This is a genomic window from Streptomyces sp. NPDC042638, from assembly GCF_040647235.1.
Lineage (GTDB): Bacteria > Actinomycetota > Actinomycetes > Streptomycetales > Streptomycetaceae > Streptomyces > Streptomyces rameus.
This window is the reverse complement of record NZ_JBEZBT010000009.1, coordinates 29,324-44,474: the sequence shown is the minus strand read 5'-3', so window position 1 is coordinate 44,474 and position 15,151 is coordinate 29,324. Positions and strand designations below refer to the sequence as shown.

The window sequence follows — 15,151 nt, the reverse complement described above, 5'->3', positions numbered from 1 at the left end:
CCCGGTCACGGACTCCGCTGTTTTCAGCGCGGCTTTACGAGTTGAGGTGCTCGCCGATCCGCACGAACGCCTGCACCAGCGGGACCGGCGGCACGGCGGGCGACATGACCTGCGAGCCGAAGTGGACGATCACGAGGTCCAGGCCCGGCGACACGAAAAGCCGCTGGCCGTGGATGCCACTGGCCATATAGGAGTCGTAGGAGTCGTTCAGGACCCACCACAGGTCGTGGTACGAGAGCGTGGCCGGTGAGTCGGGGGGCGCGGCCGGGAAGCGCACCCGGCGGGGGTAGCCGTCGGGCACGCCGCTGGTGATCGTGCGGGCCACTTCCTCCGGAACCACCTGCTGATCCCCGACCGCTCCGCCGCAGCGCAGCATCTCACCGAGCCGGGCCACATCGCGTGCTGTCGCGCTGAAGCCTCCGCAGGCTGCTTCGATCCCGTCGCCGTCCAGGGCGTAGTACGCGTCCTCCTCCGCACCGATCCTCGCCCACAGCAGGTCGCTGAGCAGCGCGGACGTGGTCAGGCCCGTGACGCGGCGGAGGACTTCGGCCAGCGTCTCCACGTTGCCGTTCTCGTAGTGGAACTCCTCTCCCGGAGCCCCGGTGGCGCGGGCCGTCAGGAGGTGCTCGCGGATGGTCGTGGGCCCGCTGTAGTCGAAGGGCCGCAATTGCGCGGCGATCACCGCGTGGTACCGCTGGGCCTCGATCGCCTTGTCGAAGGGGCGGCCGGCATAGCTCACCTTGGTGCCCATGTGCAGCAGGTCCTGCACCCGTGCGTCGCCGAAAGCCGTTCCGGCCAGTTCGGGGACGTAGGCGGAGACCGTCGCCGTACGGTCCAGCAGCCCCTGGTGTGCCAGCGTCGCCGCGACCAGCCCGAGGTAGGACTTGGCCGCCGAGGCGTTGAAGCGAGGGGTGTGCGCGTCAGCGCCGTGCGGATAGCGCTCGTAGACGACCTGGCCCCGGTGCATGACGAGGAACGCGTCCGTCTGGGCCGCGGCGAACAGGCCCGGGAGCTTGAGTACGCCGGTGTCGGTGGTCACGACAAGGGCGTCGAGGTCCGCCTCGGTGCAGGTCAGGGGACGCGCGAGCTCCCGACCCCGCCACACCCGCCGGCTGGGCGAGAGTTCACGGCCCTGTGAGGTGAAGCGGCGGATCCAGGCGGGATCCGTGTAGCCGCGGGCCCACCGCAGATCGCTCAGCGGAACTGTCTCGGACATGGGTCACTCCTGTTGTCGGATCAGATTTCCGAGCGTGGGGCTCGTCAAGGCGTTGACCTTGCGGCTGTCTGGCGCCTAGGTTGCCAAACCAGTTCGTTCGCTACAAGACAAGCTGTCCGGCATCGTACTCACCTTTCAGTTCCGAGCCGCAGGAGTGTCCATGGCCACGCAGCATCCCCGGCCCGCCGCTTACCCGAACGTCCCCGATCCTCCGCCGGACCCGCGGTCCGGCCGTCGGCATGCCTGGCTCGTCACCGCGCTCATCGTGGCGTTCATGCTGATCAACTACGCGGACAAGTCCGTCCTGGGGCTCGCGGCCGTGCCGATCATGGATGAGCTGCATATCAGCAACAGCACCTACGGTCTGATCTCCAGCTCCTTCGCCGTGCTGTTCAGCCTTTCCGGGCTGGTCGTAGGGTTCGTCTCCGCTCGGGTCTCGAGCCGGGTGCTCCTGGTGGCCATGGCCGCCGTCTGGGCGGTGGCGCAGCTGCCTGTGCTCTTCGTGGCCTCGGTGCCGGCGCTGGTGGCGGGACGGGTGCTGTTGGGTGCGGCCGAGGGGCCGGCCGCACCCATGTCGATGCACGCGCTGTACAAGTGGTTCCCGGAAGACCGGCGGGGACTGCCGTCGGCGTTGCAGATCAGCGGTGCCGCGCTGGGCACGCTGATCGCCGCGCCGGTCATGACCTGGTTGATCACCGCGTTCGGGTGGCGCTCGGCGTTCGGAGTGCTCGCGGCGACGAGCGCAGTGTGGAGCCTGCTGTGGTGGCGCGCGGGGCACGACGGTCCGTACGGCCACGCGTCCGCGCCCGCAGGCGCCTCCGGCTCCGGGTCGGCGCGCCGGCTGCCGTACCGCAGGCTGCTGCTGAACGGCACGGTGACGGGAAGCATCGCAGGGGCTTTCGGCGCCTCCTGGGCCCTGTCACTGAGTCAGGCGTGGCTGCCCGCCTACCTGCGCACGCAGCTCGGCATGTCACCGGGTACGGCGGCCGCGTTCATCAGCGGCGTCTCGGCGTTCAGCTTCGTTCTGCTGCTGGTCGTCTCACCGCTGGTCGACGCGCTGAACCGGCGGGGCGTGCGCAGCCGCTGGTCGAGCGGTGCGCCGCAGGGGATCTCCGTCGCCCTCGCCGCGCTGGCCATGGCGACCTTCCCCTTCGCCGGGGCTCGGCCGCTGCTCCTGGCGCTGGTCACGCTGGCGTTCGGCGCGCACGCCATCACCTTCCCCCTGCACTACATGACAACGGCCGCCGTCGTGCCGCCTTCGCAGCGGGGCGCGGTGTTCGGCATCGTCGCCGCCACCGGAACCCTGCCCGGGCTGATCGCGCCGTACCTGACCGGACGCCTGCTGGACTCGGCATCCTCCCAGAGCACCGGATACATCCATGCCTTCCTGGTGTCGGCCGCGGTGATGATGGTCTGCGGTCTGGTCGCCCTGACCGCGATCCGGCCCGAGCGGGACATCCGCCGGTTGCTCCCGGTCGAGTGAACCGGTGAGAAACGCGTGGCTCAGGCCGGCGGCTCGAAGCCGCTGGCCCAGTAGCGGCCGTGCAGGGCCAGGTCGAGGAGCATGCGGACGACCTCCTCGGCCGGCAGCGAGGGGGTCTCCTGCTCGACCCACCACCGCAGCACCGCGATCTGCTCCCCGACCCACACCCGGGCCAGCAGTTCGGGATCGATGCGCGGCTGTACGGCGTTGCGTTCCGCGCGAGCGCGGAACTCCTCGGCCGTGGCCCGCGCGCAGGCGTCCACGAACATCTGCAGCGGCTTGCCGTCGCCCTCGCCGCGCAGCACGATCCGGTACAGATCACGGTCCTCGCGCGCGTGCCGCAGCATCTCCAGGATCGGCTTGCCGGTGAAGCCGGCCGCGCTGCCGGCGACCGCGGGAACCAGGCGCTCGGACAGCTCGGCCAGCAGGTCGGCGGTCACGCGCGCGAACAGGTCCTCCTTGTCGCGGAAGTGCGCGTAGAAGGTCGCCCGGGCCACATCCGCGCGCTCGGTGATGTCCTCCACGGTAAGCGCCGTGAACCCCCGCTCCAGCACCAGCTCCACCAGGGCAGCCCCCAGAGCCCGGCGCGAGCGCCTGGTCCGCCTGTCCTCAGCCATGCACCCCTCCTCGTCGATCGTCCCGCACGGCCGCGGTGACGCGTGCGGGGCCAGTCTAGAGACTCTTGACACGACCGTCGGTTACTGAACAGAGTGTCTGCAAACAATCGACATGTAAATCTACGAACGCCATCTACTGAGTAGGCCCTCATGAACCTCGGCATCTACCTCTCGCGCAGCGCTCGCTACTGGCCCCAGGCCCCCGCCCTCGTCTGCGGGGGCCGCGTCTGGAGCTTCACCGACCTGGACCGGGCGGCCGACCGCCTGGCCAGCGCCCTGGCCGCCCGGGGCCTGCGTCCCGGCGACGCGGTGGCCTCCCTCGCCTGGAACCGCGGCGAGCTGGTGGAGGTCGAGTTCGCGCTGTACAAGGCCGGTTTGACGCGCGCACCGATCAACGCCCGGCTCGGCACCGGCGAGATCGGGCACATCCTGCGCTACGCCCCGGTCCGCGTGCTCCTCTACGACGCGGCGCATCGCGAGGACGCCCTCGCTGCGATCGCCGCGGCGGGCACCGGGTGCCTGCCGGTCTGCCTGGACGGCGCGCAGCCCGGCGAGGTCTCCTACAGCGACCTGCTGGCCGAGGGGGATGCGCTGCCGTTCCACGTCGAGGTCGGCGAGGACGCCCCCTGCGTCCTGAACTTCACCTCCGGATCCACCGGTGCGCTCAAGGCGGCGGTGCAGACGGTCGGCAACCGCCTCGCCAACATGCGCAAGCAGCTGATGGCCGACGAGTCCCGGCCCCGCCCGGGCACCCGCTTCCTCGCCTGCGGCCCCATCACCCACGCCACCGGCATGGGCCTGCTGGCCGGGGTGTTCGGCGGCTCGACCACCTACGTGCTGCCGAGTTGGAGCCCGCAGGGCTTCCTCGAGACGGTCGAGAAGGAACGCATCACCGCGACCTTCCTGGTGCCGGCCATGCTGAACATGGTGCTCGCCCATCCCGGCGCGGCGGACCACGACCTGCGCTCGCTGACGAGCGTGCGCCTCGGCGGCGCACCCATCTCGCCCCAACGCCTGCGCGATGCGGTGGAGTTCTTCGGGCCGGTCGTCGCCCAGGGGTACGGGCTGGGCGAGACCACCAGCGTGGTTGCGGGCCTGAGCAGCGAGGAGATCGCCCGCGCGGTGAAGGAGGACCCGGAGCTGCTTCAGTCGTGCGGCCGTGCGTCCTACGACACCGAGATACGCGTCGTCGACGAGTCGGGCCGGGAGCTGGGTCCGCGCGAGGTCGGCGAGGTCATCGTGCGCGGCCCGGACTGCGTCCGCGAGTACTGGCAGGAGCCGGAGCTGTCCGCCGAGACGTTCCGCGACGGCTGGGTGCACACCGGCGACCTGGCGTGGATGCGGGAGGACGGCTACCTCTTCCTGGTCGACCGCAAGAAGGACATGATCATCTCGGGCGGCTTCAACATCTACTGCTCCGAGGTGGAGGCCGCCCTGTACGAACACCCCGCCGTCCAGGAGGCATGTGTCGTCGGCGTGCCCGACGAGCAGTGGGGCGAGGCCGTCAAGGCCGTCGTCGTCACCCATGCCGGTACGACTGTCACGGCCGAGGAACTGATCGCCTTCTGCGCCGACCGGCTGGACCGCCTCAAGAAGCCACGCTCGGTCGACTTCGTGCCCGAACTGCCCCACAACCGCAACGGCAAGCTCGACCGCAAGACCGTACGCGAACCCTTCTGGGCGCACACCGCCCGCCGCGTCAACTGACCCCACCCCGTTCGGAGCCCCTCCCGTGACCTTCTCCCTCCACCCCGCCTACGACGACCTGCGCACCGCCGAACTCGTCGACCGGCTGCGCGACTACCTCGACGGTGAACTCGCCGAGTACGAACGAGAGCGCGGCCTCACCCCCGGCAGCCGGCTCACCCGCGCCGACCTCGAACCGGTCTGGCGCCGCAGCCGCGAGCTGGGCTTCTACGGCATCCACCTGCCCGGGGAGTACGGCGGCCAGAACCTCACCTACACCCAGCTCGCCGCCCTCAAGGAGGAGATCGGCGCCAGCGGGCGCGTCCTCGGCCACAGCGTGCTCGGCGACATGGGCGGCCCCCTGCGCGCGGGCGACATCCTCCAGCACGCCAGCGAGCACCAGTTGGACAAGTACCTGCTGCCACTCATCCGCGGCGAGAGGGCGTGCTGCTTCTCCCTGACCGAGACCGACGCCGGCTCCGACGTCCGCTCCATGCGCACCGTCGCCGTACGCGACGGCGACGGCTACCGGCTCACCGGCCACAAGGTCTTCTCCTCCGCCGGCCCCTTCGCCGACTTCGCGATCGTCGTCGCCCGCATGGCCGGCACCGGAGAGCAGGAGGGTGACAAGCCGCAGTTCTCCGCGTTCCTCGTCGACCTGGACAGTCCCGGCTGCCGGGTCGAGGACGGGGCCACCCCCATGTCCGGCGAACACATCGAGAGCGACATCGTCCTCGACGACTGCCACGTCCCTGCCGCCAACCTCCTCGGCGAAGAGGGCAAGGGCATGCGGATCGCACTCGGCCGGGTCACCACCAACCGCCTTCTGCACTGCCCCACCGTCCTCGGCGCCACTCGCCGCGCCCTCGCCCTCACCCTGGAACGCACCCGGACCCGCAAGGTCGCCGGTGGTCAACCCCTCCTCATGCTGCAGGCCATCCAGCACAAGGTCGCCGACATGGCCACCGAGTTCTATGCCGCGCGTTCCATGACCTACGCTGCGCTGGCGGCCCTGGACGCGGGCCGCGAGGTGCCCGCGGAAGCCTTCATGTGCAAGCTGTTCGTCGCCGAGTCGGCCTTCCGTATCCTCGACGAGGCCGTGCAGATCCACGGCAAGGAGGGGCTCACCCAGGGCAACGAGATCGAGTACCTCTTCCGCAAGATCCGCATGTTCCGCGTCCTCACCGGCACGTCCGAGATACAGCGCAACGGCATCGCCAAGCTCCTGGCCTTCAACCACTGACCCGGGCGTAGGCCGGCGACGGCAAGCGGTGGATACCGGCCGCCGGCTCAACCACGGCGGCGACCGCCAGGCGAACGCCGCCCTGCACCGCATCGTGTTCACCCGGCTGCGCCGCGACCCGCGCACCCAGGCGTACTACGAACGCCGCACCCAGGAGGGCAAGACCCGACGCGAGATCGTCCGATGCCTCAGGCGATACGCAGCCCGCGAGGTCTTCAACCTGGTCAGAACGGTCTCCCGCACCCCTGCGTTATAGGGGCGTCTGTTCGACGAGAAGCCTCGCCGGTGCGGTCCGACGGGGCTTCTCAAACAGGTGCGTGCAACGTCCGTCGAGGTCACCGTTGTGCCCGGCTTCTCCCCTCCTGAGCACCCGAAGCAAGGAGGGGGCGACGCCGCCGCTCTGACGGCCGAGGCGCAGCCTGTCACCCAGGGACTCTCCGCGCCCAAGCGGGAGGCGCTCTTCGCTTCTGCAAACTCATCGGCCTTTGAGGAGTGTCTACGGCACGGCATGTCTCTCCGAGGCCGGGCGGATCGCGAACCGCGTCCACGCGACCGACCCAGCGTCGGTGAACTCGGTGCGTGGTCGTGCGGCCGACGTTCTGGAAGCGGTCGCGTCCACGTCACACCAGATCCCTTCCACCAAGAAGGGCAGGCGTGCGAGTCTCACGCGAACCCGTCTCCTCGTCATCGACCAGGGGGGTAACGCTCCGCGACCGCTTCTCAAGATAAATGTCCACGCCTGCAGTTGCACACGGCATGGTTCAGGACGGCATCCGCAGGGCGAGCAGGGCCACGTCGTCGGTGTTGCCGGGCGGCATGCGGTCGAGTAGCTGATCGCACAGGATGTCGAGCGGTTCGTGGGCGAGGGCGAGGGCGTGGTGGCGCAGACGGGTGAGGCCGGTGTCGAGGTCGCTGCCGGGGATTTCGATCAGGCCGTCGGTGTAGAGCAGCAGGGTGGAACCCGGCGGCAGCGACTGCGCGGCGTTCGGTCGGCTGCCGACGGTGCTCGAACCGGCGCCAAGGAGGAGCCCCTGCCCGGCTTCGAGGTACTGCGCCTGTCCGTCCTGGGCCAGCAGGAGGGGCGGCGGATGCCCGGCGCTGGTCCACCGCAGCGTCCATGGGCAGGTGTGCGGGCTGCCTTCGAGCAGGGCGAGGACGAGGGTGGCCATGGGGACGGTGGTGATGGCGGGCAGGGCGTCGTCGAGGCGGTCCACGACAGCACCGGGTGGGCCGGGGCGGTCCCAGGCCAGTGACCGCAGGATGCCGTGCAGTTGTGCCATGCCGGCCGCGGCGGTGAGATCGTGACCCACGACGTCGCCGATGACCAGCGCGAGCGTGCCGTCCTTCAGCTCGAAGGCGTCGTACCAGTCGCCACCGACCTGGGAGCCGGCCGGGGCGGGCTGGTAGCGGGCGGCCAGTTGCAGGCGGCCGAGCCGGGGCAGCGGGGCGAGCAGGTTGCGCTGCATGGCCTCGGCGACGGCGCGCTGGCGGCCGAACCGGCGGGCGTTGTCGATGACCAGGCCGACCCGGCGGCCGATGTCGCCCACCACTTTCAGATCGTCGGTGTCGAAGGGGGTCTCCGGGTCGGTGCGCACCAGCGTCAGGGCGCCGGTGACCTGACGGGCGGAGCCGAGCGGCACGGTGATCGCGGATGTCGCGCCCACCGCCCGCAGGAAGCCGCTGTGGACGGCGGCCAGGGCGGAGCCGGCCGGCTCCGTGACGTCTGCTTCGCGCTGCAGGACGGGATCACCGCCGTTCAACACCTGGACGAGCGGAGAGTGGGCTCTTCCCACCTCCGTCTGGGGCAGGCGCTCGCGCCAGTCCTCCTGCGCGGCGTGGCGGCCCCCCGGGCCCGTCACCGCCACACGGTGGACCTGTCCGGTACCGACCCGCAGGTCTACCGCCGCCCAGTCGGCCAGACGGGGAACCAGCAGGCGGCCCAGCCGGGCGAGGGCCTCGTCGATCTCGAGTGTCTGACCCAGCACGTCGGTGATCTCCGCCACCAGCGTCAGCCGCTCGGTGCGGTCCTCCAGAGCCCGCGTGTAGGCCGCACGCTCCCGGTGCGTGCTGCGGTTGCCGGCGGCGTCGGTCAACAGCACGGCCATGCCCTGGAAGGCGCTGTCGTCCTTCAGAGGGGAAGCGGACCAGGAGATCGCGGTCAGACGGCCGTCACCGCGCAGCCAGATCTCACCCTCCCCCCGTGCCTCGGCTCTCTCGGCCAGGGACCGCAGTAGTGGGCACTGCTCCCGGGGCACCGGGCCGCCGGCCGCATCCCGGTGCAGCAGGTCGTGTGCGTCCTCGCCCCGCATGGCGGCGGCGGCACGGCCCAGCAGGCGCTCGGCGGCCGGGTTGGCCGCGAGAATCCGTCCGGTGGGGTCCACCACGATGAGAGCTGTGCCCAGCCGTCGGACGACCTGCCGCCAGAAATCCGGCTCGGCCGCCGACCGGCACCGCCCCTCATCTCCCATGTCCTCCACCATGCCGCCTTTCCAGCCATGCAAACCCTCGCCGGAAACCGCGGACGCGTTGGCAGGCCGATACACCAGCAGATCGACGACTGCGGAGTTGACAACGATCGGTACGACCTGCATCAACGCTATGCCCGAGCGGCAGGGAACGGGCTCGTCTCGACCGGTCTAAGTAGTCTTCGTCGTTAGTCCTTCGGGGGTTGATCATGCGGCGCGTCGGGGCAAGCATTCTTCTGGGCGATCGGCGGCGTGTCGGTCGAGCCTGGCCAGCAGATCGTCCAGGTTGGAGGTGGTGAACTTCCACTGGAACGGCTGCGCCGTGGCGTTGTAGCGGTCTTCGAAGGCTCGGAGCCGGTTCCCGACTTGGCAAAGGTCGGTGAAGTCGTCGGGCGAGAGGGCCTTGCGCTGTACGGCGGAGAAATAGACCTCGACTTGGTTCAGCCAAGAGGCGCGCACGGGGGTGTGGACCAGTACCGCGTTCGGGAACCCAGTGGTCAGCCGGGCTGCTGCGGCCTTGCCGCGGTGGGAGGAGCCGTTGTCGACGATCCAGAACACGCGTTTCGCGCTGGGTAGGGTTCTTGGCTCATGACCTGGGTGACCAGGTTCATGAACGGGCCGATGCCGGTGGTCGGCTCGCAGCGGCCGAACACCTTGGCCTGGTGGACGTCGTAGGCGGCCAGGTAGGCCAGTGCTCCGCCGCGCCCGTAGGTGTGGTTGACCCGCACCGCCCTGGCCTGCCCGGGGGCGAGGGGTGGGGTGACAGCGGCAGCGGGCCTGGATGGAGGTCTTCTCGTCCGCGCTGATCACATACTCGTCTGCGCCGAGCGGCTCGCCGTCCCAGGCGCGGGTGTACAGGGCAAGGACACGGGCTGCCTTGAGCCGGAAGCCGGGGTCGCTGATGAAGATCCAGGACCGGTGTTGCCAGGGTTTGATCGCGTCCTGGACGAGCCAGCGTCGCACTGTGGAAGCGGAGATTGTGTCGACGATGGCGCGGGCGATGACCTCGCGGGCCAGCTCCGAGGCCGACCGGCGGGACAGTGGCGTGCCGCTCTCCGCGGGCAGTTGACAGGCCAGCGCCTTGACCTTGGCCCTCTGTAACGGGGCGAAGGAAGCGGGACGCCCGGAACGCTTGCGGTCGGACAGGGCGGGCAGCCGGTTCCCGGCGAAACGGTCGCGCCAGGTGCGGACGGTCTCCACCTGCAGCCCGGTCTCGCGGGCGATGCGCGCGTTGGAGCGGCCCCGAGCCGCGTACAAGACGACCTGGGCGCGCTGGCGCAGCCGGTGCTCTGTCTTGTGGCCGTAGGCCATCTTCTTCAGCCGCTCACGCTCGGAGGCCGTCAGGACGATCGGGCATGCGGCGGTGCGATGCAACGCGGGAGAGCCGTGCACGAGAAGTGGATGGCGACGGGGTGCAAAGAAGCGCGCCCTTCCTGCGGCGTGCCGCCCTGCACCGTCTCTGTGGTCAGTTGGTGCCGATCAGTGCCGTGCGTGCGGCGGTGAGGATCTCGTCGGAGAGCGGGGTGCCGTTGGTGGCTCGGGACAGGACGAGTGCGCCGAGCATGGTGCACAGCCGGGTGATGCCGTCCTGGTCCTCGGTGGCGAGGAAGTCGGCGAAGTCGCCCACCCCCTGGCTGTAGACGCGGTGGGCCTCGGTCTCTCCGCCGTCGCGGGCCATGTCGGTGGCGAGTGCGGCGGCGGGGCAGCCGTCAGCCGGGCTGTCGCGGTGTTCGACGGAGAGGTAGGCGTCGATCAGCGCCCGCTGGGCGGCGTCGCGCTGCCCGGCGTACTGATCGAGCCCGTCCTTGTGGTGCTGGGCGAGTTCGGCGAACGCGTGGGCGGTGGCTTCGTCGATGAGGGCCTCCTTGGAGGCGAACTGCTTGTAGAAGCCGCCGTGGGTCAGGCCGGCCGACTTCATGAGGTCGGCGACGCTCAGGCGGGTGCCCTCTTCCCGAAGCAGCCGAGAGGCGGTCTCCACGACCCGTCGGCGGTTCTCCTGTGCCTGTGCCTGCGATACGCGGCCCATCGGTCACCCCTCCCAGTTGGATGTCGAGCGAAATCTATTCTAGGCTGAGATTTAGATGACGGATGCAATCTATCGTGCGATCGTCGCCGCGCTCAACGCTGGGAGTGCTCATGGAACTGAAGGACGCGGTCGCGGTGGTCACCGGCGCCAACCGGGGGCTCGGGCGGCATCTGGCCGCCCAGCTCATGGCGCGCGGGGCCAAGGTGTACGCGGCGGCCCGCCGCCCCGAGATGGTGGACCTGCCCGGGGCCGTCCCGCTGCGGCTCGACCTGACGGACGCGGAGTCGATCCGGGAGGCGGCCCGCACCGCCTCTGACGCGACGCTGCTGGTGAACAACGCCGGCATCTCCACCGGCACGCCGCTGATCGCGGGCGGCTTGGAAGCGGTGCGCCTGGAGATGGAGGTGAACTTCTTCGGCCCGCTCGCCGTGACCCGGGCCTTCGCCCCGGTCATCGAGTCCAACGGTGGCGGCGCTGTGCTCAACGTGCTGTCCGTCCTGTCCTGGCTGCACCCGGCCGGCCTCGGCTCCTACGCCGCGGCGAAGGCCGCCGCCTGGGCGCTGACCGGTGCGGTCCGGGAGGAGCTGGTGCCCCGCGGCATCGCCGTGACGGCGCTGCACGTCGGATACATGGACACCGACATGGCCGCCAGCGTTCCCGCCGAGCAGAAGGCCGACCCGGCCGAGGTCGCCGCCCAGGCTCTGTCAGGCATCGAGACGGGCCTGCCCGAGGTCCTCGCCGACGACGTCACCCGGCACGTGAAGCAGGGCCTGGCCGCCGCGCCGAATGCGGGGTGAGGCGCCCCCGCCGCATCGGCGCGGAGCCCTCTGAACCAGCAGTGCAGACAAGAAAGTACCTCGTACCGGGGCAAGCCTGGAGCGAGCGGAGACCCCGTCCCCCTGCGGGCGGAAAACGGAGATGATGATGAAGGCGTACCTGATCGAGAAGTACGGTGACCAGTCCGCGGTGCGCGCCGCCGAGCTGCCCGATCCGAAGCCGGGCGCCGACGACGTGCTGGTCAAGATCCACGCGGCGAGCGTCAACCCGCTGGACTTCAAGATCCGCGACGGTGCCTTCAAGCGGATCCTCCCGTACCGCCTGCCTCTCATCCTGGGCAACGATCTCGCTGGAGTGGTGGTCAAGGTCGGCTCGGCCGTCACCCGCTTCGCAGTGGGCGACGAGGTCTACGCGCGGCCCGACAAGGACCGCATCGGCACCTTCGCCGAACTCATCGCCGTCCACCAGGACGACCTGGCCCACAAGCCGGCCACCCTCACCATGGCGGAGGCCGCCTCCCTTCCCCTGGTCGCCCTCACCTCATGGCAGGCGCTGGTCGAGAAGGCACGGGTCGGGCCGGGCCAGAAGGTCCTCATCCACGCGGGCTCCGGCGGGGTGGGCACCATCGCCCTCCAACTGGCCAGGCACCTGGGCGCACACGTGGCCACTACCGCGAGCGCGGCCAATACCGCCCTGTCCAAGGAGCTCGGCGCGGACGTCGTCATCGACTACCGCACCCAGGACTTCGAGGACGTCCTGGACGGCTACGACGTCGTCCTGGACACCCTCGGCGGCAAGACCCTGGAGAAGTCCCTGCGCATCCTCAAGCCCGGTGGGAAGGTCATCAGCATCGCCGGGCCCCCCGACGCGGACTTCGCCCGCGAGCTGGGCGCGAACCCGGTCCTGCGCCAGGCGATGAACGCGCTGAGCTTCACGACCCGGCGCCACGCCAAGCGCCAGGGCGTGACGTACTCCTTCCTGTTCATGAAGGCCGACGGCGAGCAGCTGCGCGAGATCACCCGGCTCGTCGACGCCGGGAAGATCCGCCCCGTCGTCGACTGTGTCTTCCCCTTCGAGCAGGGCCGCGAAGCCATGGAGTACGCCGAGAAGGGACGCGCCAAGGCCGGCAAGGTCGTCATCGCGACGGTGTGAGCACCAGCCCCCGCCGCTCCACCGCCAGGCCCCGGGCGGCGAGAGGATCCCACACCCCACCACCCCTACCCTCCACACCCCAGGAACCGATCATGAGCGCACCGCGCAGGTCCCCCACCCCCAGGCCCGCCCCGTCGACGTACAAAGATGCACCGACCCGTTCGGTGTCCGTGCGCGGCGTCGACTTCGTCTACCGCCAGCTCGGCTCGGAAGGAGACGGCGTACCACTGATCCTGCTCCACCACCTGACCGCTGTCCTGGACAACTGGGACCCCCGCGTCGTCGACGGACTCGCCGCCCGGCGCCAGGTGATCGCCTTCGACAACCGCGGAGTCGGCGCGTCGGGCGGCTCCACCCCCGTCACCATCGAAGCGATGGCCCGCGACGCAGTGCTGTTCATCCGAGCCCTGGGCTTCGAGCAGGTCGACCTGCTCGGCCTGTCGATGGGCGGCTTCATCGCCCAGGTCATCGCAGCCGAGGAACCGCAGCTGGTGCGCAGGGTCGTCCTCGCGGGCACCGGCCCCGCCGGAGGCCCGGGCATCGACAAGGTCACCGCACTGACCCTCCGGGACATCCTGAAGGGCTTCCTGACCCGCAGGGACCCCAAGCAGTTCCTCTTCTTCACCGACACCGAACACGGCCGACGCGAAGCACGCGCCTTCCTCAAACGGCTGAAGGAACGCACCAGCGACCGCGACAGGGCCATCTCGCTGACGTCGTTCCGCGCCCAGCTCAAGGCCATCCACCGATGGGGCCTGCAGGCGCCCGCGGACCTGTCGCGCATCCACCAGCCAGTCCTGGTGGCCAACGGCGAGAGCGACCGGATGGTGCCGAGCGAGAACACCCTCGACCTCGCCGCACGCCTGCCCCGGAGCGAACTCGTCCCCCTCTACCCGGACGCCGGACACGGCGGGATCTTCCAGTTCCACAACGAGTTCGTGGCCAGAGCCCTCGCATTCCTCGAAGCACAGCCCGTCGCCTGACTCCTGACGCCACATCCCTCCGCCGCCTCGGCCCCAGGCGCGCCCGGGACAAGGCGGGCCCGGGCGAGCCAGCCTCCCCCGATCAGACGCCTCCTGTACGCCGGCATTCCCATCGGCACCCGAGAATGCCCTCGGCATCGCATGCCAGATCCGCCCCGTCACCTGGCCACAAGCCCGCCGACGCCCAGCCGCGAAGTCAACCCCCGAAAGACTTACGACGCAGACCACTGAGTCGTACTGCCCGGAAGTACGCTGGAGTTACGGAGGACCCTTCGAACATCGGCCTTCATGTCTGTGTAGTTCTCGGTGATCCAATACGCCGGGCCGGTTCCGGTCGGCCCGAGGCAGGGTTCGCGTCATGACTGCGACCATCTCCCGCCCGGCTTCACCCGAAGGCGGGCTCGCCCCGTCCTTCGCCTCACGCTCGCTCCCACCGGTTCCGCACCGGCCCTGCTGGACCGTCTGGTGGCCGCGCTCGCGCGACCGCGTTAGCAGCCACCTCAAGGGGAGCCGGGCCCTCACCTGCGTCTGCTCCGCTGGACTCCGCTGCTGTGCCCGTTGCCGTCCAAGCGGCGCAGTACAGCAGCAGCCTGGCCATGAGGTTGATCCACAGCACGACGGCGACCGGGACGGCGAAGGCGCCGTACATGCTCTTCCCTGCGACGCCCTGAAAATAGCCGGTCAGCAGCAGCTTGAGCAGTTCGAAGCCGACCGCACCGATCAGACCGGCGACCACGACCGCACGCCGGCCGGGATGCACCCGCGGCAGCCGGGTGAGCACGTAGATCAGGAGCAGGAAGTCGACGAGCAGGGCGATCGCCAGGCCGGCGAAGAACAGCAGCGCCCGTCCCGCCCCGCCCTCGATCCCGACCTTGTCGGCGGCCCAGCCGACCGCGCTGTTCGCGAACACCGAACTGCCCATCGCGATCAGCCCGACCACGCCGAGACCGACCAGCACCCCGGTGTCCTTGAGCCTGAGCAGGATCGGGTTTCCCGGGTCCTGCTCCTTTTCCCAGACCGCACGCAGGCACCCGCGCAGGGCGCCGACCCAGTTGATGCCGATCACGAGCAGCAGCGCGCCGGCGATGAGCCCGACGGTTCCGGCGTGCGCGACGAGGCCCTTCAGGTTCAGCAGGTTGGAGAGGCCCGGTGCCTGGCCGGCGATCTTGTCCTGGAGCTTGCTGAGCTGGTCCTTGCTCAGCAGCTTGGCGCCGATCGCCGCGCCCGCAGTGATCAGCGGAAAGAGGGCGACGAAACTGATGTAGGTGATGGCGGCGGCGAGCCGGGCCCAGTGGGTCTTGGCCAGCCGCTCGTACGCCCGCCACACGTGCGTACGCATCAGCCGTGCGATGCCAGGAAGCCTTGTCAGCCAATCCATGGTGAACACCTGCTCTCAGCAAACCCACGGCGGGAGAAGCAGCACGTGGCGGCGGTACCTTGATCTCCCCGGCGGCGGAAACGATCACCCACCCACTGGCGGACACCAAAGCTCCCCGCAGACAG

The 15,151-nt window shown here is 70.0% G+C and carries 12 protein-coding genes and 1 pseudogene; 7 read left to right on the top strand and 6 right to left on the bottom strand.

Features of this window, described 5'->3' with window-relative positions:
- Positions 1-34: 34 nt before the first annotated feature.
- On the bottom strand, positions 35-1,216 hold the full coding sequence (locus tag AB0B40_RS10490; RefSeq protein ID WP_345047791.1) for a serine hydrolase: 1,182 nt from the start codon (positions 1,214-1,216) through the stop codon (positions 35-37).
- A gap of 160 nt (positions 1,217-1,376) precedes the next feature.
- On the opposite strand from AB0B40_RS10490, the gene AB0B40_RS10485 reads away from it, so the two are divergent.
- On the top strand, positions 1,377-2,699 hold the full coding sequence (locus AB0B40_RS10485; RefSeq protein ID WP_362263696.1) for an MFS transporter: 1,323 nt from the start codon (positions 1,377-1,379) through the stop codon (positions 2,697-2,699).
- 20 nt (positions 2,700-2,719) lie between these two features.
- Here AB0B40_RS10485 and AB0B40_RS10480 read toward each other — a convergent pair whose 3' ends face one another.
- Positions 2,720-3,316, bottom strand: coding sequence for a helix-turn-helix domain-containing protein (locus AB0B40_RS10480; RefSeq protein WP_362263695.1), 597 nt, complete (start codon positions 3,314-3,316; stop codon positions 2,720-2,722).
- Between the two features lie 150 nt (positions 3,317-3,466).
- On the opposite strand from AB0B40_RS10480, the gene AB0B40_RS10475 reads away from it, so the two are divergent.
- From AB0B40_RS10475 to AB0B40_RS10465, 3 genes and pseudogenes are all read left to right on the top strand, one after another.
- Complete coding sequence (locus AB0B40_RS10475) at positions 3,467-5,023, top strand: AMP-binding protein (RefSeq protein WP_362263694.1); 1,557 nt, start codon at positions 3,467-3,469, stop codon at positions 5,021-5,023.
- A gap of 25 nt (positions 5,024-5,048) precedes the next feature.
- Positions 5,049-6,245, top strand: a complete 1,197-nt coding sequence (locus AB0B40_RS10470; protein WP_362263693.1) for an acyl-CoA dehydrogenase — start codon at positions 5,049-5,051, stop codon at positions 6,243-6,245.
- A 43-nt stretch (positions 6,246-6,288) separates the two neighbouring features.
- Positions 6,289-6,501 (top strand): annotated as a pseudogene (locus AB0B40_RS10465) (IS110 family transposase); the annotation flags it as partial.
- 505 nt (positions 6,502-7,006) lie between these two features.
- On the opposite strand, the gene AB0B40_RS10460 reads toward AB0B40_RS10465, so the two are convergent.
- The 3 genes from AB0B40_RS10460 to AB0B40_RS10450 all read right to left on the bottom strand — a co-directional run bounded on the left by AB0B40_RS10460 (position 7,007) and on the right by AB0B40_RS10450 (position 10,736).
- Positions 7,007-8,713, bottom strand: coding sequence for a SpoIIE family protein phosphatase (locus AB0B40_RS10460; protein ID WP_345047785.1), 1,707 nt, complete (start codon positions 8,711-8,713; stop codon positions 7,007-7,009).
- Between the two features lie 204 nt (positions 8,714-8,917).
- Positions 8,918-10,102 carry an IS630 family transposase gene (locus AB0B40_RS10455; RefSeq protein WP_362263692.1) on the bottom strand — a complete coding sequence of 395 codons (1,185 nt, stop codon included), beginning with the start codon at positions 10,100-10,102 and terminating at the stop codon, positions 8,918-8,920.
- Positions 10,103-10,175: 73 nt separating this feature from the next.
- A complete protein-coding gene (locus tag AB0B40_RS10450; protein WP_030645405.1) occupies positions 10,176-10,736 on the bottom strand; it encodes a TetR/AcrR family transcriptional regulator in 561 nt (186 codons plus the stop codon).
- Between the two features lie 110 nt (positions 10,737-10,846).
- On the opposite strand from AB0B40_RS10450, the gene AB0B40_RS10445 reads away from it, so the two are divergent.
- The 3 genes from AB0B40_RS10445 to AB0B40_RS10435 all read left to right on the top strand — a co-directional run bounded on the left by AB0B40_RS10445 (position 10,847) and on the right by AB0B40_RS10435 (position 13,648).
- Positions 10,847-11,533 (top strand): SDR family oxidoreductase, encoded by a 687-nt coding sequence (locus tag AB0B40_RS10445; RefSeq protein WP_362263691.1) that lies wholly within the window; start codon positions 10,847-10,849, stop codon positions 11,531-11,533.
- A 127-nt stretch (positions 11,534-11,660) separates the two neighbouring features.
- Positions 11,661-12,665, top strand: a complete 1,005-nt coding sequence (locus AB0B40_RS10440; protein WP_345047954.1) for an NADP-dependent oxidoreductase — start codon at positions 11,661-11,663, stop codon at positions 12,663-12,665.
- Positions 12,666-12,757: 92 nt separating this feature from the next.
- On the top strand, positions 12,758-13,648 hold the full coding sequence (locus AB0B40_RS10435; protein WP_362263690.1) for an alpha/beta hydrolase: 891 nt from the start codon (positions 12,758-12,760) through the stop codon (positions 13,646-13,648).
- Positions 13,649-14,066: 418 nt separating this feature from the next.
- Here AB0B40_RS10435 and AB0B40_RS10430 read toward each other — a convergent pair whose 3' ends face one another.
- A complete protein-coding gene (locus AB0B40_RS10430; RefSeq protein ID WP_345047778.1) occupies positions 14,067-15,026 on the bottom strand; it encodes a YihY/virulence factor BrkB family protein in 960 nt (319 codons plus the stop codon).
- Positions 15,027-15,151 lie beyond the last annotated feature (125 nt).